The organism is Streptomyces sp. SID5469 (assembly GCF_009862865.1).
Classification (GTDB): domain Bacteria; phylum Actinomycetota; class Actinomycetes; order Streptomycetales; family Streptomycetaceae; genus Streptomyces; species Streptomyces avermitilis.
This window is the reverse complement of sequence record NZ_WWIN01000001.1, coordinates 1,820,931-1,841,896: the sequence shown is the minus strand read 5'-3', so window position 1 is coordinate 1,841,896 and position 20,966 is coordinate 1,820,931. Positions and strand designations below refer to the sequence as shown.

The 20,966-nt window shown below is 71.1% G+C and carries 24 protein-coding genes; 15 read left to right on the top strand and 9 right to left on the bottom strand.

All coding sequences use genetic code 11. The features are described 5' to 3' along the window. Positions 1-13: 13 nt before the first annotated feature. Together GTY58_RS07955 and GTY58_RS07950 are read right to left on the bottom strand one after the other, a co-directional pair. Positions 14-949: a M56 family metallopeptidase gene (locus GTY58_RS07955; RefSeq protein WP_010982938.1), complete on the bottom strand. Its 936-nt coding sequence runs from the start codon at positions 947-949 to the stop codon at positions 14-16. 176 nt (positions 950-1,125) lie between these two features. After that, positions 1,126-1,674 (bottom strand): DUF5134 domain-containing protein, encoded by a 549-nt coding sequence (locus tag GTY58_RS07950; protein WP_010982937.1) that lies wholly within the window; start codon positions 1,672-1,674, stop codon positions 1,126-1,128. Between the two features lie 160 nt (positions 1,675-1,834). Between GTY58_RS07950 and GTY58_RS07945 the strand changes: the two genes are divergently transcribed. From GTY58_RS07945 to GTY58_RS07935, 3 genes are all read left to right on the top strand, one after another. Further along, on the top strand, positions 1,835-3,496 hold the full coding sequence (locus GTY58_RS07945) for an FUSC family protein (RefSeq protein ID WP_010982936.1): 1,662 nt from the start codon (positions 1,835-1,837) through the stop codon (positions 3,494-3,496). Further along, the gene (locus GTY58_RS07940) at positions 3,493-4,089 is read left to right on the top strand and encodes a MarR family transcriptional regulator (RefSeq protein ID WP_010982935.1); all 597 of its coding nucleotides are present in this window, start codon (positions 3,493-3,495) and stop codon (positions 4,087-4,089) included. Before GTY58_RS07945 ends, GTY58_RS07940 begins: the two co-directional genes overlap by 4 nt. Before the next feature lie 126 nt (positions 4,090-4,215). Next, on the top strand, positions 4,216-4,725 hold the full coding sequence (locus GTY58_RS07935; RefSeq protein WP_037645953.1) for a cupin domain-containing protein: 510 nt from the start codon (positions 4,216-4,218) through the stop codon (positions 4,723-4,725). Here GTY58_RS07935 and GTY58_RS07930 read toward each other — a convergent pair. Then, positions 4,722-5,486, bottom strand: coding sequence for a VOC family protein (locus GTY58_RS07930; RefSeq protein WP_010982933.1), 765 nt, complete (start codon positions 5,484-5,486; stop codon positions 4,722-4,724). The genes GTY58_RS07935 and GTY58_RS07930 overlap by 4 nt on opposite strands. Positions 5,487-5,547: 61 nt before the next feature. Beyond that, positions 5,548-5,940: a VOC family protein gene (locus GTY58_RS07925; RefSeq protein WP_010982932.1), complete on the bottom strand. Its 393-nt coding sequence runs from the start codon at positions 5,938-5,940 to the stop codon at positions 5,548-5,550. A 71-nt stretch (positions 5,941-6,011) separates the two neighbouring features. On the opposite strand from GTY58_RS07925, the gene GTY58_RS07920 reads away from it, so the two are divergent. Then, positions 6,012-6,551 (top strand): GNAT family N-acetyltransferase, encoded by a 540-nt coding sequence (locus tag GTY58_RS07920; RefSeq protein WP_010982931.1) that lies wholly within the window; start codon positions 6,012-6,014, stop codon positions 6,549-6,551. Positions 6,552-6,554: 3 nt separating this feature from the next. Here the strand turns inward: GTY58_RS07920 and GTY58_RS07915 are convergent, their stop codons facing one another. Then, positions 6,555-7,238, bottom strand: a complete 684-nt coding sequence (locus GTY58_RS07915; RefSeq protein ID WP_010982930.1) for a glycerophosphodiester phosphodiesterase family protein — start codon at positions 7,236-7,238, stop codon at positions 6,555-6,557. Positions 7,239-7,528: 290 nt separating this feature from the next. On the opposite strand from GTY58_RS07915, the gene GTY58_RS07910 reads away from it, so the two are divergent. The 6 genes from GTY58_RS07910 (at position 7,529) to GTY58_RS07885 (ending at position 12,547) form a co-directional block, all read left to right on the top strand. Then, complete coding sequence (locus GTY58_RS07910) at positions 7,529-7,849, top strand: alpha/beta hydrolase (RefSeq protein WP_137865271.1); 321 nt, start codon at positions 7,529-7,531, stop codon at positions 7,847-7,849. An 81-nt stretch (positions 7,850-7,930) separates the two neighbouring features. Further along, positions 7,931-9,328 carry a DUF6421 family protein gene (locus tag GTY58_RS07905; protein WP_010982928.1) on the top strand — a complete coding sequence of 466 codons (1,398 nt, stop codon included), beginning with the start codon at positions 7,931-7,933 and terminating at the stop codon, positions 9,326-9,328. A 38-nt stretch (positions 9,329-9,366) separates the two neighbouring features. Beyond that, entirely contained in the window at positions 9,367-10,113 is a 747-nt protein-coding gene (locus GTY58_RS07900; protein ID WP_010982927.1) for an SDR family oxidoreductase, read from the top strand. Next, positions 10,110-11,180, top strand: a complete 1,071-nt coding sequence (locus GTY58_RS07895; RefSeq protein ID WP_010982926.1) for a low specificity L-threonine aldolase — start codon at positions 10,110-10,112, stop codon at positions 11,178-11,180. Before GTY58_RS07900 ends, GTY58_RS07895 begins: the two co-directional genes overlap by 4 nt. Positions 11,181-11,267: 87 nt before the next feature. After that, the gene (locus tag GTY58_RS07890; protein WP_037645961.1) at positions 11,268-11,840 is read left to right on the top strand and encodes a transglutaminase domain-containing protein; all 573 of its coding nucleotides are present in this window, start codon (positions 11,268-11,270) and stop codon (positions 11,838-11,840) included. 14 nt (positions 11,841-11,854) lie between these two features. After that, on the top strand, positions 11,855-12,547 hold the full coding sequence (locus GTY58_RS07885; RefSeq protein ID WP_010982924.1) for a phenylalanine--tRNA ligase beta subunit-related protein: 693 nt from the start codon (positions 11,855-11,857) through the stop codon (positions 12,545-12,547). 4 nt (positions 12,548-12,551) lie between these two features. On the opposite strand, the gene GTY58_RS07880 is transcribed toward GTY58_RS07885, so the two are convergent. Beyond that, the gene (locus GTY58_RS07880) at positions 12,552-13,280 is read right to left on the bottom strand and encodes a lysophospholipid acyltransferase family protein (protein ID WP_010982923.1); all 729 of its coding nucleotides are present in this window, start codon (positions 13,278-13,280) and stop codon (positions 12,552-12,554) included. Between the two features lie 185 nt (positions 13,281-13,465). Further along, positions 13,466-13,882, bottom strand: coding sequence for a DUF4395 domain-containing protein (locus tag GTY58_RS07875; protein WP_010982922.1), 417 nt, complete (start codon positions 13,880-13,882; stop codon positions 13,466-13,468). A gap of 102 nt (positions 13,883-13,984) precedes the next feature. On the opposite strand from GTY58_RS07875, the gene GTY58_RS07870 reads away from it, so the two are divergent. The 4 genes from GTY58_RS07870 to GTY58_RS07855 all read left to right on the top strand — a co-directional run bounded on the left by GTY58_RS07870 (position 13,985) and on the right by GTY58_RS07855 (position 17,114). Continuing rightward, positions 13,985-14,398, top strand: coding sequence for a thioredoxin family protein (locus tag GTY58_RS07870; RefSeq protein ID WP_010982921.1), 414 nt, complete (start codon positions 13,985-13,987; stop codon positions 14,396-14,398). Between the two features lie 206 nt (positions 14,399-14,604). Beyond that, complete coding sequence (locus GTY58_RS07865) at positions 14,605-15,111, top strand: flavin reductase family protein (protein WP_010982920.1); 507 nt, start codon at positions 14,605-14,607, stop codon at positions 15,109-15,111. A gap of 191 nt (positions 15,112-15,302) precedes the next feature. After that, complete coding sequence (locus GTY58_RS07860; RefSeq protein ID WP_010982919.1) at positions 15,303-16,097, top strand: electron transfer flavoprotein subunit beta/FixA family protein; 795 nt, start codon at positions 15,303-15,305, stop codon at positions 16,095-16,097. A 54-nt stretch (positions 16,098-16,151) separates the two neighbouring features. Further along, positions 16,152-17,114 carry an electron transfer flavoprotein subunit alpha/FixB family protein gene (locus GTY58_RS07855; protein ID WP_010982918.1) on the top strand — a complete coding sequence of 321 codons (963 nt, stop codon included), beginning with the start codon at positions 16,152-16,154 and terminating at the stop codon, positions 17,112-17,114. A 120-nt stretch (positions 17,115-17,234) separates the two neighbouring features. On the opposite strand, the gene GTY58_RS07850 is transcribed toward GTY58_RS07855, so the two are convergent. After that, positions 17,235-18,128 (bottom strand): endonuclease/exonuclease/phosphatase family protein, encoded by an 894-nt coding sequence (locus tag GTY58_RS07850; protein WP_037645965.1) that lies wholly within the window; start codon positions 18,126-18,128, stop codon positions 17,235-17,237. Positions 18,129-18,270: 142 nt separating this feature from the next. Here GTY58_RS07850 and GTY58_RS07845 point away from each other — a divergent pair, with 142 nt between their 5' ends. Then, complete coding sequence (locus GTY58_RS07845; RefSeq protein WP_037645967.1) at positions 18,271-19,575, top strand: aldolase/citrate lyase family protein; 1,305 nt, start codon at positions 18,271-18,273, stop codon at positions 19,573-19,575. A gap of 215 nt (positions 19,576-19,790) precedes the next feature. Here GTY58_RS07845 and GTY58_RS07840 read toward each other — a convergent pair whose 3' ends face one another. Continuing rightward, positions 19,791-20,855 (bottom strand): LacI family DNA-binding transcriptional regulator, encoded by a 1,065-nt coding sequence (locus GTY58_RS07840; protein ID WP_078234907.1) that lies wholly within the window; start codon positions 20,853-20,855, stop codon positions 19,791-19,793. Between the last annotated feature and the right edge of the window lie 111 nt (positions 20,856-20,966).

Sequence of the window (20,966 nt, the reverse complement as noted above, 5' to 3'; positions counted from 1 at the left end):
CTGGAAAAGGTGATTACCCGAGCGCCCGCAGTCCCGGTACGAACGCCACCAGTACCGGAATCACCGGCACCAGCGCCGCGGCCGCCGTCAGTTGCAGCCGGCGCGCGGCCGTGAGGCGGTCCGGGGGAGTGAGCAGGCGGTGGACACGCTGCGGAACGTGGGCCTGCGGGGTCGGGCAGGGGCCGAACACGCCCCGGTCCTCGTTGAGTTCCACCAGCGCCAGGGCGATCGTGAGGCGGCCGAACCGGCGGGACGCCACGTCGTCGGCGGCGAGTTCGACCAGTCGGTGCATCTCGTCGCGGAACGCGGCGAAGACCGGCACCTGGGGAAAGCCGCCCGCCAGCGCGCCCGAACAGTGCAGCAGCCAGTCGTGCCGGGCCTGTGCGTGCCCCTGCTCATGGGCGAGGACGGCGTCCAGCTGCCGCCCCTTGAGCCGGCGCAACGCGGCCGTGGTGATGACGAGCTGGGGCGCGGCCCCGGGCAGCCACCAGGCATCGGGCCGCTCGCCCTCCAGCACCACGAGCCGATCGGCACCGGGTTCCTCGCCGGGCAACAGCGGTGCGCGTACGAGAAGTTCGGCCCGGCGCTGCCGGCGGCGGGCCCGGGCCCGGGCGATCTCACGGACCAGCATCGCCGCGCTCCACACGCCGCCGCCCGCGAGCATCACGGCGGTCGTCGACGCCCAGGAACCCCCGGTGCTCAGCGCGTACGCCTCCACGACCGGGTGCGGCGCCCCGGCGAACACATGACCGCGCACGGCCACCCACGCGGCGGCCGCGCTCAGGGTCATCGACAGCGCGCAGCACACCAGTACGGCCGCCACCACGCACTGCCACACCCACAGGGCGACCACCGGTTCACGGTCCGGCCAGTCGGCCAGGGCGAGCAGCCGCGGCGCGACGACGGCGGTCAGGGCGCCGAGCAGCAACAGTGCCGCGGGGACCATCATGGGGCGCAGCCTATGAGCGGGGCGGCGCCGGAGGATACGGCCTGTCATGGCAAAGTGACGCACGCCACGGGTTCGTGCGGCCCGGACTCGGCTTCGTGCCTCTGCGACTCGGCTTCGTACACCACTGGGATTCGGCTTCGCGCCACTGCGACTCGGCGCGGACGGATCGGGCGTGGTCAGAGTGTGAGGAGCATGGCGACCATGGCGATCCCCATGGAGAGTCTGCAGGCCCGCGCCAGTTCGGGCCGGTCGCCCCAGCCGACGCTCCGGCCGCCCCCCGCCACGGACGCCACCGGTATCAGCCGCACCCCGGACCACAGCACGTACCCCGCGAAGTAGAGCAGCAGCACCCCTGTCACCGGCGGCAGCCCGGAGGCGGCACCGTGCTCGTGGTGCGCGGGGGACGCTGCCATCACCCCCGCCATGTAGGCCATCGCGAACGCGCCCACCAGATGGTGCAGATGGTGTGCGCCGGTCTGCGCCCCCCACAGGGCCCGTACGCCGGCCGCGCCGAAGACCACCGCGTACGCCAGCCAGGCCCACCGGGGTGGGGCGGCCACCGCGGCCGGTACGGCCATGGCCGCCATGCCGAACCCCATCAGCGCCTCGCCGCCCGCGGCCCGGCGCTGCTCCTCGACGCCGCTGCGCATCCGCAGCAGACAGTAGGTCCCGGTCGCCGCGCACAGCGCGACGAGCAGCCAGCCGGGCGAAGCCGATCCGTGCACCGCGCACCTCCCCGCTCGACGGTGTCGGACAGTCGGTCAGGGCATGCCCGTCACGGACGGTGCGCACGCGAGCGCACAGGGGTACGCGGGGGAGCGCACGGGACGCGCACCGGCCCGCAGGCAATGTTTTACGAGTAAAACACCTGCTAATGTTAAACGCATGAGCAGTGCGACCCCCACCACCTCCCGCGTCCGTCCGCTCCCCCTCGTGGGCGTGCTGCGCCTCGGCCGGCCCTCCGACATCTGGTTCAAACCCGCCCTGAGCGTGGTCGCCGCGGTCACACCGCCCAACCTGACCCTCCTTGCGCTCGGCCGCCTCGATCTGGCGATGTACACGATGGCCGGGTCGCTCTGTGCCCTCTACGCGCACAACCGCCCGTACGCCGCCCGGGCCCGTGCCCTCGCCTGGGTGGTGCTCGGGATGATCGGCGGGCTCGCGGTCGCCCTGATCGCGGCGTCGCTCACCACCAGCGCCGTCGTGCTGGTCACCGTGGGGGCGCTGCTGGCCGCCGCGCAGAAGGCGGTGTGCGACGCGACCCGCATCGGCCCGCCCGGGCATGTCGTGCTCACCTTCATCAGCTCCGCTTCCTTGTTCGCGCCGGGGACCCTCGGCCAGGTCCCCGGACATCTGGCGCTCGCGGTCGCCGCGGGTGCCTGGGCCTGGATCGTGGGCATGGCCCCCGGTCTCGTACGGCCGCACGGGCCCGAGCGGCGCGCCACCGCCCATGCCCTGAACGCCGCGGCCGCGTACGCCGAGACACGGGGCACCGGCGACGGACATGCCCGGGCCCGCGCCGGTGCGGCCGCCGCCGTGCACGCGGCCTGGCAGTCGCTGCTGTCCACCGGCGCCCGTACCGCGCCCCGCCGTGCCCTCGAACGGCTCGTCGTGCGCGCCGAGGTCGCGCTCGCCGTGCCCGCGGACGCCGAAGCCGGGCAGCTGCGCGCCTGGGCCCGCGAGCTGCGCGGCAAGGGGCCGATCCCGATCCCGCGCGTCCCGCGGGCTGGCGACGGCACGACGGACGAACTGCTCGGTGTGGAAGCCGAACTCGACAGCCCCGCACGGCCGTTGCTCAGCCGGCTCGGCCCCCTCGCGCCCATCGCGCTGCGCACCGCCCTCGGGTGCGCCCTCGCCGGATACGTCGCGCTCGCCCTCGGCGTCGGCCGCCCCTACTGGGCGCTGGTCACGGCCGCCTCGCTCTACCAGGCCAACGTCACGCTCACCTGGAGCCGTGGCATCCAGCGCGTAGTCGGCAACCTCGTGGGCGTCCTCGCCTTCGCCGCGATCGCCCCGCTCGCGCATCTCGGCCCGGCGGCCCTCGTGCTGAGCTGCCTCGCCCTCAACTTCGGCGCCGAGGCACTCATCGGCCGCAACTACTGGCTCGGCAGCGTGTGCGTGACCCCGATGGCCCTGCTCATCACCGAGTTCGCGCACCTCCAGGAACCCGGCGAGCTGATGACCGACCGGGTCGTGGACACCCTCGTCGGGGCCCTGGTGGGCTTCGTCGCGGCGGTCGCGGTGACCAACCGGCGGGCCGGCGACCGCATCGAGCTCGCCCTCGACGCCCTGGAAAGCGCCCGGGAGCACGCGGCGAAGACCGTCACCGCCGAGCACCCTGAGCCCGGGGCCCTGGAGTCCGCCCGCCGCGAGCTGGCCGCCGCGGTCGTGGATCTGCGGGCCACCACGGACGCCGCGGCCGGCGAGTGGTGGCAGCGCGCCCTGCCGGAGGAGCGGGTGGTGCTCGCCGAGCAGGCCGGACACCGTACGCTCGCGGCGACGGTACGACGGCAGGGACTGCACACCACGGAGGGTGCACCGGCATGACGGCAGCGGACGGACGGACGGACACCGGGGGCGGCACGGCGGGCGGGCGGCCGCACACCGGCAGCGGCGCCGACGGGGGCGGTGCGGCGGCGCACGACACCGTGGCCGCCGTGGTGCGCCAGTGGCGGGCCGTCCGTCCCGACATCGACACCGGACCCATGGAGATCATCGGGCGCATCAACCGCTGCGCGGCCCTCCTCCAGCAGGCCGAGGACGCCCCGCTGCGCCGCGTCGGGCTGACCCGTCCCGAGTTCGACGTCCTCGGCACGCTGCGCCGCACCGGCCATGAGCTGACGCCCGGCGAGATCGCCCGCGAGACCTTCTCCTCCGGGGCCGCCGTCACCAAGCGCCTCAAGCAGCTGACCGAGCGCGGCCTGGTCGAACGGCGCGGAGACGCCCGCGACCGCCGCGTGGCCCACGTCCGGCTCACGGACGCCGGGCGCGAGCTGGTCGACGGCATCCTTCCCGAGCAGCTTTCCTACGAGAGCGCCGTACTGTCCGGCCTCGACGGCGAAGGGCAGGGTGAACTCGCGGGCCTGCTCGGCGAATTGCTGGTCCAGCTGGAGGGCAGGCTCGGCGTGCCGCGCGGCTGAGCCCGCCCGGTGCCCTCTGTCCACTTCGACAACGCGCCGCGTGCGCCCCGGTCATCGGCCAGGTGTCGTTGACACCGCAGGCCCGACGCCTTCCTGAGGCCCGGCTTCCGGGGGACGATGTGCGCCATGACCCATGGACTGGTCCTGTCGCCCGGGTCGGGCCGCCGGATGGGTACGTCCGGCATGACGCTCAAGGTGGGGGCCGACGTCTCGGCCCGATGGTCGGTGTTCGAGGCCGATGTGGAGCCGGGGTTCGACGTGGGGGCACACCTGCACGACGAAGCGGAGGAACTGTTCTACATACTCGACGGCGAACTCGATCTGCTGGCCTTCGAGCCGCGGATCAGGGCGTCCGGCGACTGGCGGGCCTGGGAGTCCGGCACCGGTCACAAGGTCGTCCGCGGCGGCCCGGGCAGCATGATGTACGTGCCTTCGGGATGCCCGCACGCGTTCGCCAACCCCGGCTCGGTGCCCGCCCGGATGCTCTTCCTCGCGGCGCCGGCCGGCCATGAGCTCTACATCCGGGAGATCGCCGACATCCTCGACGCCCCGGGCCCGCCCGACCAGAGAGCGATCGCCGAGGCACGCACACGCCATGGCATCCACCAGCTCACGCCGATGAAGCCCGGTGGTTAGCCCTCCTCGCCGCCCACATGGATCCCGAAGGCCGCGCCCTGCGCGTCCCGCAGGACGGCGATCCGTGGTCCGTCCGGCACGGACGTGGGCTCCATGAGTACGCTGCCGCCCGCCTCGGTCGCGTCGTGCGCGGTGGCGTCCACGTCCTCGACCGCGAAGTACGGCAGCCAGTGCGACGGCACCTGAGGCGGGAACTGCTCGTCCATCGTCACCATGCCGCCGAAGTCGGCGCCGCCGACACCCCACTGTGTGTAGTGCTCGGAGGCGTTGACACTCCAGCCGAACACGGTCGTGTAGAACGCCGTGGCCTGCTCGGCAGCCCGCGTCAGCAGCTCCACCCAGCCGAGCGAGCCGGGCGCGTTGAACAGCCCCGCGCCGGGGAAGGCCCGTGGCTGCCACAGCTGGAAGGCCGCGCCGCCCGGATCGGACGCCACCGCGAAACGGCCGACGTCGAACACGTCCATCGGGCCCAGCACCACCGTGCCGCCCGCGTCCCGCACCGTGGCGACGGCCGCGTCCGCGTCCGCCACCGAGAACGACACGTTCCAGGCGACCGGCTGCGACTCCTCGTACCGCGGGGAGATCGCCGCGACGGCCGCGTCGCCGAGGTGCGCGACGGTATAGCCGCCGGCCTCCTGCCGAGGGTCGGTCTCCAGCCGCCAGCCGAACAGGTCGGTGTAGAACCGCTTGGCCGCCTCCAGATCACTGGTGCCCAGCTCGGTCCAGCAGGGCCCGCCGGTCACCGGCCTGTCGAGCTTCATGGAGTACCTTCCGCCGGTCCGGCCCCCTCCAGCAGGCTAAGCCCGTGCCCCGCGAGCGGCATCAGATCCCGGGCCGGTACCGCAGCGGATGGTCCGCCGGGATCTCCACGAGCACGATCTCCGTACCGTCCGGGTCCGCGATCCACATCTCGATCAGGCCCCACGGCTCCCGTACCGGTGGCCGGACGATCTCGACGCCGGCGTTCTTCAGCTCCTCGTGCACCGTGCCCGCGTCAGGCACCTGGAGCCACAGTTTCAGGGCCGGTGACGGCGGGCTGTCCGAGCGGCCCGCGACCTCCAGAAAGCCGCCGCCGAGGAAGTAGACCGTGCCGCGCTCGGGGCCCGTGCCGAACTCGCGGTAGACGGCGAGGCCCAGCTTCTCGCCGTAGAAGGCGCGGGAGCGTTCCGGGTCGGTGGGGCGCAGAAGGGTGCGGCTGCTCAGTACGTGGACCATACAAACGGAGCCTAGTGCGAGGGTTACGCTCAGCGGTGCCCGAGCCCCGCCAGAGATCGGAGAAGTGCCCCATGGACACCGCCGCCACCGGACTGACCTTCCGCGACGCCACCGACGCCGACGTCGACGCGCTGGTCGCGCTGATCGAGTCGGCCTATCGCGGGGACGCCAGCCGGGCCGGCTGGACCACCGAGGCGGACATCCTGGAAGGGCAGCGGACCGACCCCGAGGGCGTGCGCGCGGTGATCAAGTCGTCGGACAGCCGACTGCTCACCGTCGAGCGGGCCGGCGCGGTCGTCGCCTGCTGCCAGCTCGAACACCGCGGTGACCACGCCTACTTCGGCATGTTCGCGGTGAGCCCCGCCCTCCAGGGCGGTGGCCTCGGCAAGGTGATCATCGGGGAGGCGGAGCGGGCGGCCCGCGAGGCCTGGGGCGTCGCCGCGATGCACATGACCGTGATCTCCGTACGCGACGACCTCATCGCCTGGTACGAGCGGCGCGGCTACCGCCGTACGGGAGAGACGACCCCCTTCCCGTACGGCGACGAGCGCTTCGGCGTTCCGCAGCGCGACGACCTGGAGTTCGAGCTGCTGGTCAAGCCGCTGGCGTGACGTTCATGCGGTGAAACGGCCGGTGCGTTTGATCTCCGGGTAGTCGGTGGTCGCGCCGTCCAGTTGCAGCGCCCGGACGAGCCGCAGATGGTCCTGGGTGTTCACCACCCAGCCGATGATCCTCAGGTCCGCCTTGCGCGCGTGCTCGACGATCTCCAGCGTCAGCCGCCGGATGTTGAGCACGAGCGTGGTGGCGCCGACCGCCGTGGCACGGTCGACGACGTCGGTGCCGTAGCGGCTGGCGACCAGGGCGGTGCGTACCCCCGGCACGAGGCGGGAGATCTCGGCGATGGCCGCGTCGTGGAACGAGAGCACCTCCACCCGGGCGACCAGGTCCCTGCGGTTCATCACCTCGGCCAGCGCCCGCGCCGCCGCCACGTCCTTGATCTCGGCCTGGAGCGGTGCGCTGACGGCGTCGAGGACCTCCTCGAAGACGGGGACGCGCTCGCCCCGGCCCGCGTCCAGCGTCCGCAGCTCGGCGAGGGTCTTCTCGGCGATCGGTCCCGTGCCGTCGGTCGTCCGGTCCACCTCGGCGTCGTGCATGACGACGAGGGCCCCGTCCTTGCTCAGATGCAGATCGAGTTCGATCAGGTCGAGGCCCGCACGCTGGGCGGCGACGAAGGAACGGAGGGTGTTCTCGGGCTCGGTGCCCATGACTCCGCGGTGACCGATGGTGAGGAAGTTCAAGGCTCAACTCGCTTCCGTCGACGGCGGCTCGGCTGCCGCGTACTGCGCTCCCGTGGCCACGCGGCAAGGCCGCAGCCTAATGCTCCCGGTCCGCGATGAACCCGCTTGTACACGGGTGAATGGGGCCCCGCCCAACGGCGGCCCGGGCCGTACAGCCGGTCCGCGTCACCCCTGGGTGGGCGCGTCACGCGGAGGTTGACCGAGGTCGCGGGCATGCGCCTGGCATGAAACTGACGAATGGTCATATGGCATGCGCCCCCGGGATGTTCGGCTCTTCGGGAGGTGACTTCATGCCGCCGGCCGACGCCGTCAAGGAGCACTCTCCCGACCTCGGCGGCAGTGTCGCCGACGGCCGAGGCCCGCCGGCACCTAGCCGCCGCGTCGGCGACCTGGCCTACGCCGCGAAGCTCCGTGTGACCGGGGTGCCGGTCACCTGTAGTCGGTATCCGGCCATGCTCCATGGATTCCTCGGCCTCGCCGAACCCCTTGCCGAACCTCTCGCCGAACCCGTCGCGGACGCCCGGGATGCCCAGCGGTCGATAGCGGAAGTCGTCGCCTCTACGGTGTCCGGCAGGAAAAAGAGCGGTGAAGGCGGGGGTGAGGCAGGATAATTTCCCGAACCCCTACTTGCTGGAAGAAACCTCATATGCATACGGTGTCCATACGTGAGGTTCTCTCGTGGAGGATGGGTTATGACGGAAATTCTTGTGCAGGAGCGTTCGGAGGAGCAGGTTCCTCCGCAGGTCAGGGTGGTGGAGCACCCGGCTTGGCCCGTGCTCAAGGATGCCGTGGAGCAGATTCGGCCATGGCAGTCGAAGGACGGCTCCATCGACTTCGAGGCCGAGGGCGCGCCGGACGCCTCCGACGCCGAACTGGCCGTCCGCCGTGCCATAGACGCGGTCGAGGAGCTCTCCCCGCTGCTCCCGCACGACGCCGCCTACCACGCGGCCTTGGTGAAGGACCTGCGCCGCTGGTCCGACGACGGGTTCAAGGTGCCCGACTTCCTGGACTCGCTGCTGGCCTTCCAGCCCGCGGGGCACCGCCGGGACGGCCTCCAGCACCTGGTCGTCTTCCCGATGTACACGCAGAACGGCAACCCGGACCGCAACTTCGAAGCGGTCGTGCTGCGCATGGTCTGGCCGGACTGGCTCGCCGAGCTGGAGGCGACCCGCTACGACAACCCGCTGTTCTGCGGCATTACCTTCGAGGACTTCACGGCGGGCTACGACACGAACTCGGCGGTCCTCTTCCCGGAGACCATCGCCGTGCGCGAGGCCCCCGAGCGCTTCAGCTGGGGCGGCATCTTCTGCGACCGCGAGGCCGCCCGTTTTCGCGCCGTGACCGACGCGGCCGTCGACACCCTGGGCCTGGAGCTGCCCGCGGACATCGCCGCCATGGTCCACGACCAGCAGCGCTGTGAGCAGGCCTTCGTGCTGTGGGACATGGTCCACGACCGCACCCACAGCCACGGTGACCTGCCCTTCGACCCGTTCATGATCAAGCAGCGCCAGCCGTTCTGGATGTACGGCCTCGAAGAGCTGCGCTGTGACCTGACCGCCTTCAAGGAGGCCGTGAAGCTGGAGGCCGACGGCTTCCCGCAGGGCCGTGACGTGCAGTACGCGGTGCTCTTCGACCGGATGTTCCGCTTCCCGGTCACCGGTGAGCGCGTGCGCAACTACGACGGCCTCGGCGGGCAGCTGCTCTTCGCCTACCTGCACAAGCACGACGTCGTCCGCTGGACGGACAACAAGCTGCACATCGACTGGCAGCGTGCCCCGCAGGTCACCAACGAGCTGTGCGCCGAGATCGAGGACCTCTACCGGGCCGGCATCGACCGCCCCAAGCTCGTCCACTGGTTCAAGGCGTACGAGCTGGTCTCCACCTACCTCGCCCCGCACCCCGGCTCCCGCTGGGCCAAGGGCCCGGACGCCCTCGACCTGACCCAGCCCCCGCGCAAGCTCGTGGACGACGTGCTCCCGGACGAGTTTCCGCTGAGCATGTTCTATGAGGCGCTCGCCAAGAAGCTGAAGAACGTGATTGCCTCCACCAAGGGCATCACGGCGACGAGTGCCGAGCGGGCCGCCGCGTGAGCGACGGCGCCGAGAACACTGCTCAGGAGGCGAAGAAGATGAGGAACGGTGCTCTCAGCGGTGCGGTGATCGCGGTGGCCGGCGCGGGCGGACCCGCCGGACGCGCGACACTCGTCCGGCTCGCCGACGCGGGCGCGACCGTCGTCGGCTCCGACAACGACCCCGAGCGGCTCGCGGAAGCCGTCGACGCGGCCCGCTACGGGCACGGCGGCGCCACCGTCGTCGGGGACACGGTCGACCTGTTCGACCTGGAGTCGACCCGGGACTGGGCCACGCGCATCGAGAAGGACTTCGGCCGCGTCGACGGCCTGGTCCATCTCGTCGGCGGCTGGCGCGGCAGCGAGACCTTCACCAAGACGATCCTGGACGACTGGGACTTCCTCGAGCTGCTGCTCATCCGCACCGTGCAGCACACCTCCCTCGCGTTCCACGAGGCCTTGCAGCGCAGCGACCGTGGCCGGTACCTCCTGATCAGCGCCTCGAGCGCGAGCAGGCCCACCGCGGGCAATGCCGCCTACGCCTCCGCCAAGGCCGCCGCCGAGGCGTGGACGCTGGCCCTTGCCGACTACTTCCGCAAGGCGGGCGGCGAGAGCGGGCCGACGTCCGCGGCTGCCGTCCTGGTGGTCAAGGCACTGGTGCACGACGCGATGCGCGCCGAGCGCCCCAATGCGAAGTTCGCGGGCTTCACCGACGTCAAGGAGCTGGCCGAGGCCATCGCCGGTGTCTGGGAGCAGTCCGCCGCCGAAGTGAACGGAAACCGTCTGTGGCTGACCGAGAAGCCGTGAACCCTCCTAAGACCGACGCCCGGCGGCATCACGACCCGGAGGTACGTGGCTTCGCCAGCGACAACTACGCGGGGGCCCACCCCGAGGTGCTCGCCGCCCTGGCCCTGGCCAACGGCGGGCACCAGATCGCGTACGGCGAGGACGAGTACACGGACAACCTCCAGCGCATCGTCCGCAGCCACTTCGGCGCCGGCGCCGAGGCGTTCCCCGTCTTCAACGGCACCGGCGCAAACGTCGTCGCCCTCCAGGCGGTCACCGACCGCTGGGGCGCGGTGATCTGCGCGGAGAGCGCGCACATCAACGTGGACGAGGGCGGCGCCCCCGAGCGCATGGGCGGCCTCAAACTCCTCACCGTGCCCACGCCCGACGGCAAGCTCACGCCCGAGCTGATCGACCGGCAGGCGTACGGCTGGGACGACGAGCACCGTGCGATGCCGCAGGTCGTCTCGATCGCCCAGAACACCGAACTGGGCACCGTCTACACGCCCGACGAGATCCGCGCGATCTGCGACCACGCCCACGGGCACGGCATGAAGGTGCACCTCGACGGCGCCCGGATAGCCAACGCGGCCGCCTCGCTGAACGTCCCCATGCGGACGTTCACCAACGCGGTCGGCGTCGACATCCTCTCCCTGGGCGGGACGAAGAACGGCGCGCTGTTCGGCGAGGCCGTCGTGGTCATCAACCAGGACGCCGTCAGCCACATGAAGCACCTGCGCAAGCTGTCCATGCAGCTGGCCTCGAAGATGCGTTTCGTCTCGGTGCAGCTGGAGGCGCTGCTCGCCAAGGATCTGTGGCTGCGCAACGCCCGGCACGCCAACGAGATGGCCCAGCGGCTCGCGGAGGGCGTGCGCGCGGTCCACGGCGTGGAGATCCTCTACCCGGTGCAGGCCAACGCGGTCTTCGCGCGTCTCCCGCACGACGTGAGTGAGCGCCTGCAGAAGCACTACCGCTTCTACTTCTGGAACGAGGCCGCGGGCGACGTCCGCTGGATGTGCGCCTTCGACACGACCGAGGACGACGTCGACGGATTCGTGGCGGCGCTCAAGGAGGAGATGGCCCGGTAGTCACAGCCACCCGCCTCGATGCATAGATATGCGATCACTCGAAAAGTCATTGACGCTCGGGTGGTCGCATTTCTATGCTCTGCGGGTATGGAGCTGACGCAGGAGACCCCGGACCTGTCCGCCTACTTGGCCGCTGGCGAGGTCATCGATCATCACCATCCGCGGGTGCGGGAGACGGCTGCGCGCTTGGCCGAGCAGGCCGTGGACTCGTATGCCTATGCGCGATCGGCGTACGAATTCGTACGGGACGCCATCCCGCACTCGGCGGACTCCGGAGACCTGCGCGTCACCTGGCGCGCCTCCGACGTCCTGGCCGAGGGCACCGGAATCTGTCACGCCAAGGCCCACGCGCTGGCCGCGCTGCTGCGGGCCGAGGACATCCCCACGGCGCTCTGCTACCAGAAGCTCGACCTGGTGCACGGGCTGGTCGCCGTGCGGTTCGACGGCGCGTGGCACCGGCAGGATCCCCGCGGAAACAAGCCGGGGGTCGACGCCCGGTTCTCGCTCGACGGGGAGCGGCTGGCCTTCACTCCCGATCCCGAGTCCAATGAGTTGGACTATCCAGTTCTGTATGCTGAACCTCATCCGGCGGTTCTGGGCGCTCTCCAAGCCGCGCACGACCGGCCGCACCTGTGGAAGACGCTCCCCACCGCACTCTGAGGCAAGGCAGGAAGATGACGCTCACGCTCACCGTGTCCGACGAGGTGCGCGCCCTCGCACCCGGCTTCACCCATGTCGCCGTCGAGGCGCACGGACTGCTCAACGGGCCCAGTAACGAAGGTACTGCGGCACTCCTCGAGGACGCGGCGCGTCGGCTCGCCGTACGCCTCGACGGTCGCGCCCCGCACGAGGACCCGCACATGGCGGCCTGGCGTGAGGTGTACACGGCGTTCGGCTCCAAGCCGTCGCGCACCCGCAACTCCGCCGAGGCGCTGGCGAAGCGGGCCCTCGCCGATGCCGGACTGCCCCGTATCAACATGCTCGTCGACCTCTACAACGCGGTCAGCGTCGCCCATCTGATCCCGGTCGGCGGTGAGGACCTCGACCGCGTCCAGGGCGGAATGCGTCTTGTGCGGGCCACGGGCGACGAGGAGTTCGTGACGGTGGCCGCGGGTGAGGAGGCCGTCGAACACCCCGACGCCGGTGAGGTCGTGTGGTGCGACGACGCCGGTGTCACCTGCCGCCGCTGGAACTGGCGCCAGGGACCGCGGACCCGGCTCACGGAGGAGTCGGCCTCGGCGGTCTTCCTGCTGGAGAGTCTCGCCCCCATGCCGGTGGCCCACCTCGAGGCGGCGGCTGCCGAGCTCGCGGAACTGCTCGAGAAGTTCAGCCCGGGGGCGCGGATCACCGTCCGCGCCCCGGTGTGACGATTCAGCGGGCCTCGGCCGCCTTCACCTCTTCGGGGGTCGGTGCCGTGCCGCCGAGATGGGCCGGCATCCACCAGGTGTCGTCCGGACCCTTGGGGCGTACGGGATAGGCGCGCTGAGCGGCCTCCAGCAGCTCCTGGACCCGCTCGCGCAGCCGCCGCGTGATCGCGCCCGCGTACTGGTCGGTCGGAGCCTCGACCGGCTCCCCGACCCGGATCGTGATGGGGGTGTGGCTGCGCTTGAAGTTCTTCGGGTGGCCCTTGGTCCACAGGCGCTGGGTGCCCCACAGGGCCATCGGGATCAGCGGGACGCCGGCCTCCTGGGCCATGCGCGCGGCACCCGACTTGAAGCTCTTGAGGGTGAACGACTGCGAGATGGTCGCCTCGGGGAAGACACCGACGATCTCGCCGGAGCGCAGCGAGTCCAGCGCGTGCTGGTACGCCGTCTCACCCTGCTTGCGGTCCACCGGGATGTGCTTCATGCCCCGCATCAGCGGACCGGAGATCTTGTGCCGGAAGACCGACTCCTTCGCCATGAAACGCACCAGACGCTTCTGCGGCAGGGCGGCCAGGCCGTCGAAGATGAAGTCCAGATAGCTGATGTGGTTGCTGACCAGCACGGCGCCGCCCGAGCGCGGAATGTTCTCCGATCCCTTGCAGTCGATCTTGAGGTCCCAGGCCTTGAACAACGTTTGGGCGAGACCGACGACGGGACGGTAGACAAGCTCTGCCATGGACGGGGTGGACCCTTCTCTCTGCCTGGAATGGGGCGCCCGGCGGGAAAGTTACGCAGCCGTAGGTTTACGGCATTGCGCAGATCGTGCCCCAAGAACGGACGAGTGGCCAGTCCTGGTGCCCGGGAACGGCGAGATCCTCGTCACGTCAGCCGAGTGGTCGACCTCGGAGTTTTCCCAGTGCTTTACTCCGCTCGCACCGTCACCCTGCGCACCAGCAGGTAAAGCTCGCAGCCGAGGCAGTACCCGAACGCGGCATTGAGGAAGGCGGCCGCGAGCGCGCATCCCGTCGCGGCGAGGCCCAGCCACGGCGGCCCCACCGTGTAGCCGACGAGACCCACGGCGGCGAAGCCGAGCCCGACCGTCTGCGCGAACCGCGGCGGATCGGGCGCCTCGAACTCCGTCGGCGGCCCCAAGCGGGGGCGCACGACCTTCCGGAACAGCCACCCGTACGGCGAGCGCCCGGCACCGCCCGCCGCGCCCAGCGCGAAGGCCAGCGTCTGCCAGGCCAGCAGCCAGGCGCTGCCGGTGATCAGCACCACCGCCAGCACGACGGTCGTCACGGCCGCCCCGAAGCGCGGCCCCCTCACATCAATGTCCATGAATCAAGCATTCCGCACCGGGAGCGCTGGTGAGGAGCAGGGAATCTTTGCAGTCTCGTGAACACGGGAATCTCCACGGCCGCGGGAACGCTGAAGGCGGGGATGACCGGACTTGTGGTGTGCGTGGTGGTGCTCGTGGTGGCGAGCGCGTACGGAGTGCTGCATCGGCGGCGGAGCGGGAGAGTGAGAGTGCGCGGGCGCGACGGCGGAAAGCACCTCGGCGCGGCGGAGTTGGGGGAGGGGCTCGGCGAACGGGCCACACTCGTCCAGTTCTCCAGCGCCTTCTGCGCGCCGTGCCGGGCCACCCGGCGGGTCCTCACGGAGGTGGCCGGGCTGGTTCCCGGGGTCACCCATGTGGAGATCGACGCCGAGGACCGGCTCGAACTCGTCCGCGAACTCGACATCATCAAGACGCCGACGGTGCTCGTCCTCGACGCGGAGGGGCGGATCGTGCGGCGCGCAACGGGGCAGCCCCGCAAGGCGGATGTCATCGCCGCGCTGGGAGAGGCGGTCTGATCCGTGGTGACGAGGCTCCCAGATCCCGGAACGCACTTGACTGCACGCGCCACCTATCGTCAGCCTGACCGTATGCCCCCGGAACTCCTTCTCTTCGAGCGCGTACGCATTCGGACTGCGGCCCTGGCCCGCACCGCGAGTGTGCGGTGTCCGGGCTGTTGAACAGCCCCGGAACCGCTCCCCACCTCTCGCAGAAGGACAACTCCATGACGGCCACGCCCGACCTCGGCACCCAGCTCGCCTCCCCCGACCTGCTGCGCTCCGTCTTCCGCCGCCACGCGGCCGGAGTCGCCGTCATCACGGCCCGGGGCGATGGGGGCCCCGTCGGCTTCACCGCCACCTCGCTCACCTCGGTCTCCGCCGAGCCCCCACTCGTCTCGTTCGGCATCGGCGTCGGCGCGTCCAGCTGGCCCGCGATCTCCGAGACCGCCCACGTCGGCGTCCACATACTCGGCGAGCACCAGCAGGAACTGGCCGGTGTCTTCGCCAAGAGCGGCGCCGACCGCTTCGGCGCGTCCACGGGCTGGCGCGAGGGCCCGGAAGGCGTACCCGTGCTCGACGACGTGCTCGCCTGGCTGGTGTGCAGGGTCGTGGCACGCGTTCCCGCGGGCGACCACCGCATCGTCCTCGCGGAGGTCGTCCTGGGTGACCCGACAGGCGCCGGACGGCCGCTCCTCTATCACCAGGGGCGCTTCAGCGGCCTCCGTGACTGATCCGCCGCCCGATTACGCAGCGTTGTCAAGGTCACAGTTCAAAGCGCTTGCTTAGCGGGCATTCACTATGTGTACTGACGAGTAATATTTCGTTCGGAGCGCGGGCCGCCCCGACCGGGATCGGCCGCTTCAGGCGCCTATGCTGCCTGCAAGAGGTAGCTCAGAAATGACGATGCAGTAGGAGAGCCGGCGTGAGCTTGAGGATCGTTGTCACTGTGAAGTACGTGCCCGACGCCACTGGCGACCGGCACTTCGCGGAGGACCTGACCGTCGACCGGGACGACGTGGACGGTCTGCTCTCGGAGCTCGACGAATACGCGGTGGAGCAGGCGCTGCAGATCGCCGACGACGCCGACGACGCCGACGACGCCGAGATCACCGTTCTCACGGTCGGCCCCGAGGACGCGAAGGACGCGCTGCGCAAGGCGCTTTCGATGGGTGCCGACAAGGCGATCCACGTCGAGGACGACGACCTGCACGGCACCGACGTGATCGGTACGTCGCTGGTGCTGGCGAAGGCGATCGAGAAGGCCGGCTACGACCTGGTGATCTCCGGCATGGCGTCGACCGACGGCACGGCGGGCGTGGTGCCGGCGCTGCTGGCCGAGCGTCTGGGTGTCCCGCAGGTGACCCTGCTGTCCGAGGTGTCGGTCGAGGACGGTGTCGTGAAGGGCCGCCGGGACGGCGACTCCGCCTCCGAGCAGCTGGAGGCCTCCCTCCCCGCCGTCGTGTCGGTCACCGACCAGTCGGGTGAGGCGCGTTACCCGTCCTTCAAGGGCATCATGGCGGCCAAGAAGAAGCCGGTGGAGTCCTGGGACCTGTCCGACCTCGACCTCGAGGCGGAGGAGGTCGGCCTGGAGGGTGCCTGGACCAAGGTCGACTCCGCGACCGAGCGTCCGGCGCGCACCGCCGGCACGATCGTCAAGGACGAGGGCGAGGGCGGCAAGCAGCTCGCTGAGTTCCTCGCGGGCCAGAAGTTCATCTAAGGCCCACACCCCTTACCGCCCCTCAGACTTCGCAATCCGCAGGAGAGCATTCCCATGGCTGAAGTTCTCGTCTACGTCGACCACGTGGACGGTGCCGTCCGCAAGCCCACCCTGGAGCTTTTGACGCTGGCCCGCCGCATCGGCGAGCCGGTCGCCCTCGCCCTCGGCTCCGGCGCGGAGAACACCGCCGCCGCGCTCGCCGAGCACGGTGCGGGCAAGGTCCTCACGCACGATGCCGCCGAGTACGCCGACTACCTGGTCGTACCGAAGGTGGACGCGCTCCAGGCCGCCTACGAGGCCGTGTCCCCGGCCGCCGTGCTGATCCCGTCGTCCGCCGAGGGCAAGGAGATCGCCGCCCGCCTCGCGGTGCGCATCGGCTCCGGCATCATCACCGACGCCGTCGACCTGGAGGCCGGTGACGAGGGTCCGGTGGCCACGCAGTCGGCGTTCGCCGCCTCGTTCACCACCAAGTCCCGTGTCTCCAAGGGCACCCCGGTCATCACGGTCAAGCCGAACTCGGCTCCCGTGGAGGCCGCCCCGGCCGCCGGCGCCGTCGAGGCCCTGTCGGTCTCGTTCTCGGACAAGGCGACCGGCACCAAGGTCACCGGCCGTACCCCGCGCGAGTCGACCGGCCGCCCGGAGCTGACCGAGGCCGCGATCGTGGTCTCCGGCGGCCGCGGTGTCAACGGCGCCGAGAACTTCGCGATCATCGAGGCGCTCGCCGACTCCCTCGGCGCCGCTGTCGGTGCCTCGCGTGCCGCGGTGGACGCCGGCTGGTACCCGCACTCCAACCAGGTCGGCCAGACCGGTAAGGCCGTCTCGCCGCAGCTGTACATCGCCTCCGGCATCTCGGGCGCGATCCAGCACCGCGCCGGTATGCAGACCTCGAAGACGATCGTGGCGATCAACAAGGACGCCGAGGCCCCGATCTTCGACCTGGTCGACTACGGCGTGGTCGGCGACCTCTTCGATGTCGTCCCGCAGCTCACCGACGAGGTCAAGACCCGCAAGGGCTGACCGCATCGGCTGCTCCGAGGCCCCTGCGACCGTCACGGTCGCAGGGGCCTCGTCCCATGCCGGGAGCAGATCGCAGGGGCCCTCGCCTCATGCCAGGCGCAGATCGCAGGGGCCCTCGCCTCAGGCCAGGCGCAGGGACGCCTGCACGGGCAGATGGTCGCTGGGGAACTGACCGTTCGACGAGAACGCGTTGATCGACGCGCAGTGCGCGGCCACTCCGGGCGAGGCCAGGATCCAGTCGATGCGGTCGCCGTCCGGCACCAGCGGCTTGTAGCCGTGGAACGTCCCGTACAGCTTGCCGCGTTCGGCGGCCGTGTCCCAGGTGTCCACGAGTCCGGCGCCCAGCATCGTCTCGTAGACCGCGTTCTTGTGCGCGGCGGCGTTGAAGTCGCCGGTCACCACGAGCGGCTGGGAGCGGTCGAGGCCCGCGATCCGGTCGGCGATCAGGGCGGCGGCACGCGCGCGTGCGTACTGACTCGCGTTGTCCAGGTGGGTGTTGAGGAAATGGAACGGCCGGTCGCCGTCCGCCAGATCGCGGAAGCGGACCCGGGTGACCATGCGGATGGAGCCGCCGCCCCAGGTGTTCGAACCGATCACGTCAGGGGTGTCGGAGAGCCAGAAGTGGTCGTACTCCAGCGGGGCGAGCCTGCGGGTGTCGTAGAAGACCGCCATGAACTCGTCGCGGCTGCCGCCCGCGCGGCCCGTGCCGATCCAGTCGTAGTGCGGGCCCAGGTCGGCCTCGATGTCACGCACCTGCTGGTAGAGCCCCTCCTGGGTGCCGATGACGTGGGGCCGCTCCCGGCGCAGCAGCTCGCGCATGACGGGGCGGCGAACGGCCCAGCTGTGGGGTTCCGAGGCGCTCGCGAAGCGCAGGTTGAACGTCATCACGTCCAGGCGGCGGCCTCGGTTCCGCGAGGCGGAGGCGGGCGAGGCACTGAGCAGGGGTAAGGCCGCCGCGACGGCCGCCGCGGTTCTGAGCCCCGTGCGGCGGGTCACTCGGCTGGTGTTCGACACGCGTCCTCCTTCGGTCACGAGTCAGGATGGTCCAGGAGATGCGGCCCGAGGTTCAAGAGGGTGTTGACCAGCGGGAAGCCGCCCAGATAGCTTCGTTATACGGATTGTTGATTCCGTGTAGCGGAAAATGGGAGGGTGTGGGATGGGTCAGGGCCAGCAGGAGAAGGTGGCGACGAGCCTCGCGGGCGCCGTCAGCGAGGGAATCAGCGCCACCCTCGCCCCGGTCGACGCGGAACTGGAGCGCCGCTACCCGGGAGACCCCGGCACCCGCCAGCCCGTCCACACGGTGTACGTACCCGGTGACGTGTTCGCCGCCGACACCATCCGCTCCTGGGGCGACCGCGCCCTCGCCGCGCTCGACGAACACGCCCCGGACGCCGCCTCCTTCGCCACCGCACTCGGCCTCGCCGAGGAGCTCGCCGCGCCGGTCTACGACCGCGTACGCGCCAAGCTGGAACGTGAGCCCATCGAGGACCTGCGTGTCGACTTCGAGGACGGCTACGGCCCGCGCCCCGACGCCGAGGAGGACGAGGCCGCCGCGCGTGCGGCCCGGCTGATCGCCGAGGCGTACCGGAACGGCACGGCGGCCCCGTACATGGGGATCCGCATGAAGTGCATGGAGGCGCCGGTACGCGACCGGGGCATTCGTACGCTCGACGTCTTCCTGACGGGGCTGATGGAAGCGGGCGGTCTGCCCGACGGGCTGGTCCTGACGCTGCCGAAGGTGACGTACGCCGAGCAGGTCACCGCGATGGTCCGGCTCCTCGAGGCCTTCGAGAAGGCCCGCGGTCTCGAACCGGGACGGCTCGGGTTCGAGATCCAGATCGAGACCAGCCAGTCCATCCTCGCCACCGACGGCACCGCGACCGTGGCCCGGATGATCCAGGCCGCCGAGGGCCGCGCCACCGGACTGCACTACGGCACCTTCGACTACAGCGCCTGCCTCGGCGTCAGCGCCGCCTACCAGGCCAGCGACCACCCGGCCGCCGACCACGCCAAGGCGATCATGCAGGTCGCGGCCGCCGGTACCGGGGTGCGCGTCTGTGACGGCTCCACCAACGTCCTTCCGGTCGGCCCGACCGAGCAGGTCCACGACGCCTGGCGGCTGCACTACGGGCTCACGCGGCGGGCTCTGGCCCGCGCCTACTACCAGGGCTGGGACATGCATCCGGGCCACATCCCGACCCGGTACGCGGCCGTGTTCGCGTTCTACCGCGAGGGCTTCGAGCAGGCGGCGGCACGGCTCTCGCGGTACGCCGACCGCGCGGGCGGAGACGTCATGGACGAGCCCGCGACCGCCAAGGCGCTCAGCGGCTATCTGCTGCGCGGCCTGGACTGCGGCGCCCTCGACGTCGCGGAGGTCGCCGAGGCGACCGGTCTGACCCGGACCGACCTGGAGGGCTTCGCGGGGCCCAGGCGGGGCGACCTGACGGCGTCCGCGAAGTAGCTGCCGACGCCCCGGCGGCGACACCGATGTGTGGGCGGGCACCCGGCACCGCACGACGTAGACCTGTCCGGTGACCCCGAACCCCGCCCTCGCACGGCGGAGTCGACAGGGACGGGCACGGGCCCCTCGGGCCGAGCGGCCGGGTACCTCCGTGGACGCGCGCGGTGCCGGAGCGAGGGCCGGCACCCCGCGGTGTGCACTCGTCCGTCGGCGGTTCAGTCCGCCGGCGGGAGCTCGCCCGAGCCGCGGGTGATCAGCCGGGTCGGGAGCTCGATGCGCTCGGGAGTGACGAGCGAGCCGTCCAGCTGCCGGAACAGGCGCTCGGCGGCCGTACGGCCGAGGGCGGCCGCGTCCTGCGCGACGACCGTGACGCCCGGCTGGAGGAGGTCGGCGAGTTCGAAGTCGTCGAAGCCGACGAGGGCGATGCGGCGGCCGTGCTCGGCGAGGACACGTACGACGGTGACGGTCACGCGGTTGTTGCCCGCGAAGACCGCGGTGACGGGGGAGGGGCCCGACAGCATCTTCTCGGCGGCCCGGCGCACCCGCTCGGGATCGGTGACGCCCAGGGACATCCAGGAGTCCTCGACCGGTATGCCCGCGTCCTCCATCGCGGCCCGGTAGCCGCGCAGCCGCTCGACGGCGGTGTGGATGCGGGGCATGTCACCGATGAAGCCGATCCGGCGGTGGCCGTGGCCGATGAGATGGGCGACGCCGGCGCGGGCACCGCCGAAGCTGTCCGACAGTACGGCGTCGGCGTCGATGCGTCCGGCGGGGCGGTCCACGAACACCGTGGCGACGCCCGCCTTTATCTCGGGCTCCAGATAGCGGTGGTCGTCACCGGCGGGGATGACGACGAGCCCGTCCACGCGCCGTGCGCACAGGGCCAGCGCCAGCTCCTGCTCGCGGTCCGGGTCCTCGGCGCTGGAACCGTTGATCAACAGGGCGCCGTGGGCCCGGGCGACCTCCTCGACCGCGCGACTGAGAGGGCCGTAGAAAGGGTCGGCGAGATCCTCCAGGACCAGGCCGATGCTCGCGGTGCTGCCCTTGCGCAGCACCCGCGCGCTGTCGTTGCGGCGGAAGCCCAGCGCGTCGATCGCCTCCTGGACGCGGCGCTCCGTGTCGGGGGTGACGCCCGGCTCGCCGTTGACTACGCGGGAGACCGTCTTCAGGCCGACACCGGCACGCGCCGCCACGTCCTTCATGGTCGGACGGTTGCCGTAGCGGTTCTCGGCTCTGCGGGCGGTCTCTGCCACGATGCGCTGTCCTGTCCTGTCGTCCACGGGGATGCGTCGGGCCCCGGGGTTGTATGAGGATGTGGCGTCGAGCATAGAGCCTGGACAACGTTGTCAGACTCGGGAGAGACTGTCCATCGCAACTCCGGCCTGCGCCTT

Excerpts from the sequence above, each read along its gene's own strand:
- GTY58_RS07875 (WP_010982922.1), bottom strand. The coding sequence starts at position 13,882 with ATGGACATTGATGTGAGGGGGCCGCGCTTCGGGGCGGCCGTGACGACC.
- GTY58_RS07855 (WP_010982918.1), top strand. The coding sequence starts at position 16,152 with ATGGCTGAAGTTCTCGTCTACGTCGACCACGTGGACGGTGCCGTCCGC.
- GTY58_RS07945 (WP_010982936.1), top strand. The coding sequence starts at position 1,835 with ATGAGCAGTGCGACCCCCACCACCTCCCGCGTCCGTCCGCTCCCCCTC.
- GTY58_RS07870 (WP_010982921.1), top strand. The coding sequence starts at position 13,985 with ATGACCGGACTTGTGGTGTGCGTGGTGGTGCTCGTGGTGGCGAGCGCG.
- GTY58_RS07900 (WP_010982927.1), top strand. The coding sequence starts at position 9,367 with ATGAGGAACGGTGCTCTCAGCGGTGCGGTGATCGCGGTGGCCGGCGCG.
- GTY58_RS07890 (WP_037645961.1), top strand. The coding sequence starts at position 11,268 with ATGGAGCTGACGCAGGAGACCCCGGACCTGTCCGCCTACTTGGCCGCT.
- GTY58_RS07910 (WP_137865271.1), top strand. The coding sequence starts at position 7,529 with ATGCCGCCGGCCGACGCCGTCAAGGAGCACTCTCCCGACCTCGGCGGC.
- GTY58_RS07865 (WP_010982920.1), top strand. The coding sequence starts at position 14,605 with ATGACGGCCACGCCCGACCTCGGCACCCAGCTCGCCTCCCCCGACCTG.
- GTY58_RS07880 (WP_010982923.1), bottom strand. The coding sequence starts at position 13,280 with ATGGCAGAGCTTGTCTACCGTCCCGTCGTCGGTCTCGCCCAAACGTTG.
- GTY58_RS07935 (WP_037645953.1), top strand. The coding sequence starts at position 4,216 with ATGACCCATGGACTGGTCCTGTCGCCCGGGTCGGGCCGCCGGATGGGT.
- GTY58_RS07940 (WP_010982935.1), top strand. The coding sequence starts at position 3,493 with ATGACGGCAGCGGACGGACGGACGGACACCGGGGGCGGCACGGCGGGC.
- GTY58_RS07885 (WP_010982924.1), top strand. The coding sequence starts at position 11,855 with ATGACGCTCACGCTCACCGTGTCCGACGAGGTGCGCGCCCTCGCACCC.
- GTY58_RS07925 (WP_010982932.1), bottom strand. The coding sequence starts at position 5,940 with ATGGTCCACGTACTGAGCAGCCGCACCCTTCTGCGCCCCACCGACCCG.
- GTY58_RS07845 (WP_037645967.1), top strand. The coding sequence starts at position 18,271 with ATGGGTCAGGGCCAGCAGGAGAAGGTGGCGACGAGCCTCGCGGGCGCC.
- GTY58_RS07930 (WP_010982933.1), bottom strand. The coding sequence starts at position 5,486 with ATGAAGCTCGACAGGCCGGTGACCGGCGGGCCCTGCTGGACCGAGCTG.
- GTY58_RS07920 (WP_010982931.1), top strand. The coding sequence starts at position 6,012 with ATGGACACCGCCGCCACCGGACTGACCTTCCGCGACGCCACCGACGCC.
- GTY58_RS07905 (WP_010982928.1), top strand. The coding sequence starts at position 7,931 with ATGACGGAAATTCTTGTGCAGGAGCGTTCGGAGGAGCAGGTTCCTCCG.
- GTY58_RS07955 (WP_010982938.1), bottom strand. The coding sequence starts at position 949 with ATGATGGTCCCCGCGGCACTGTTGCTGCTCGGCGCCCTGACCGCCGTC.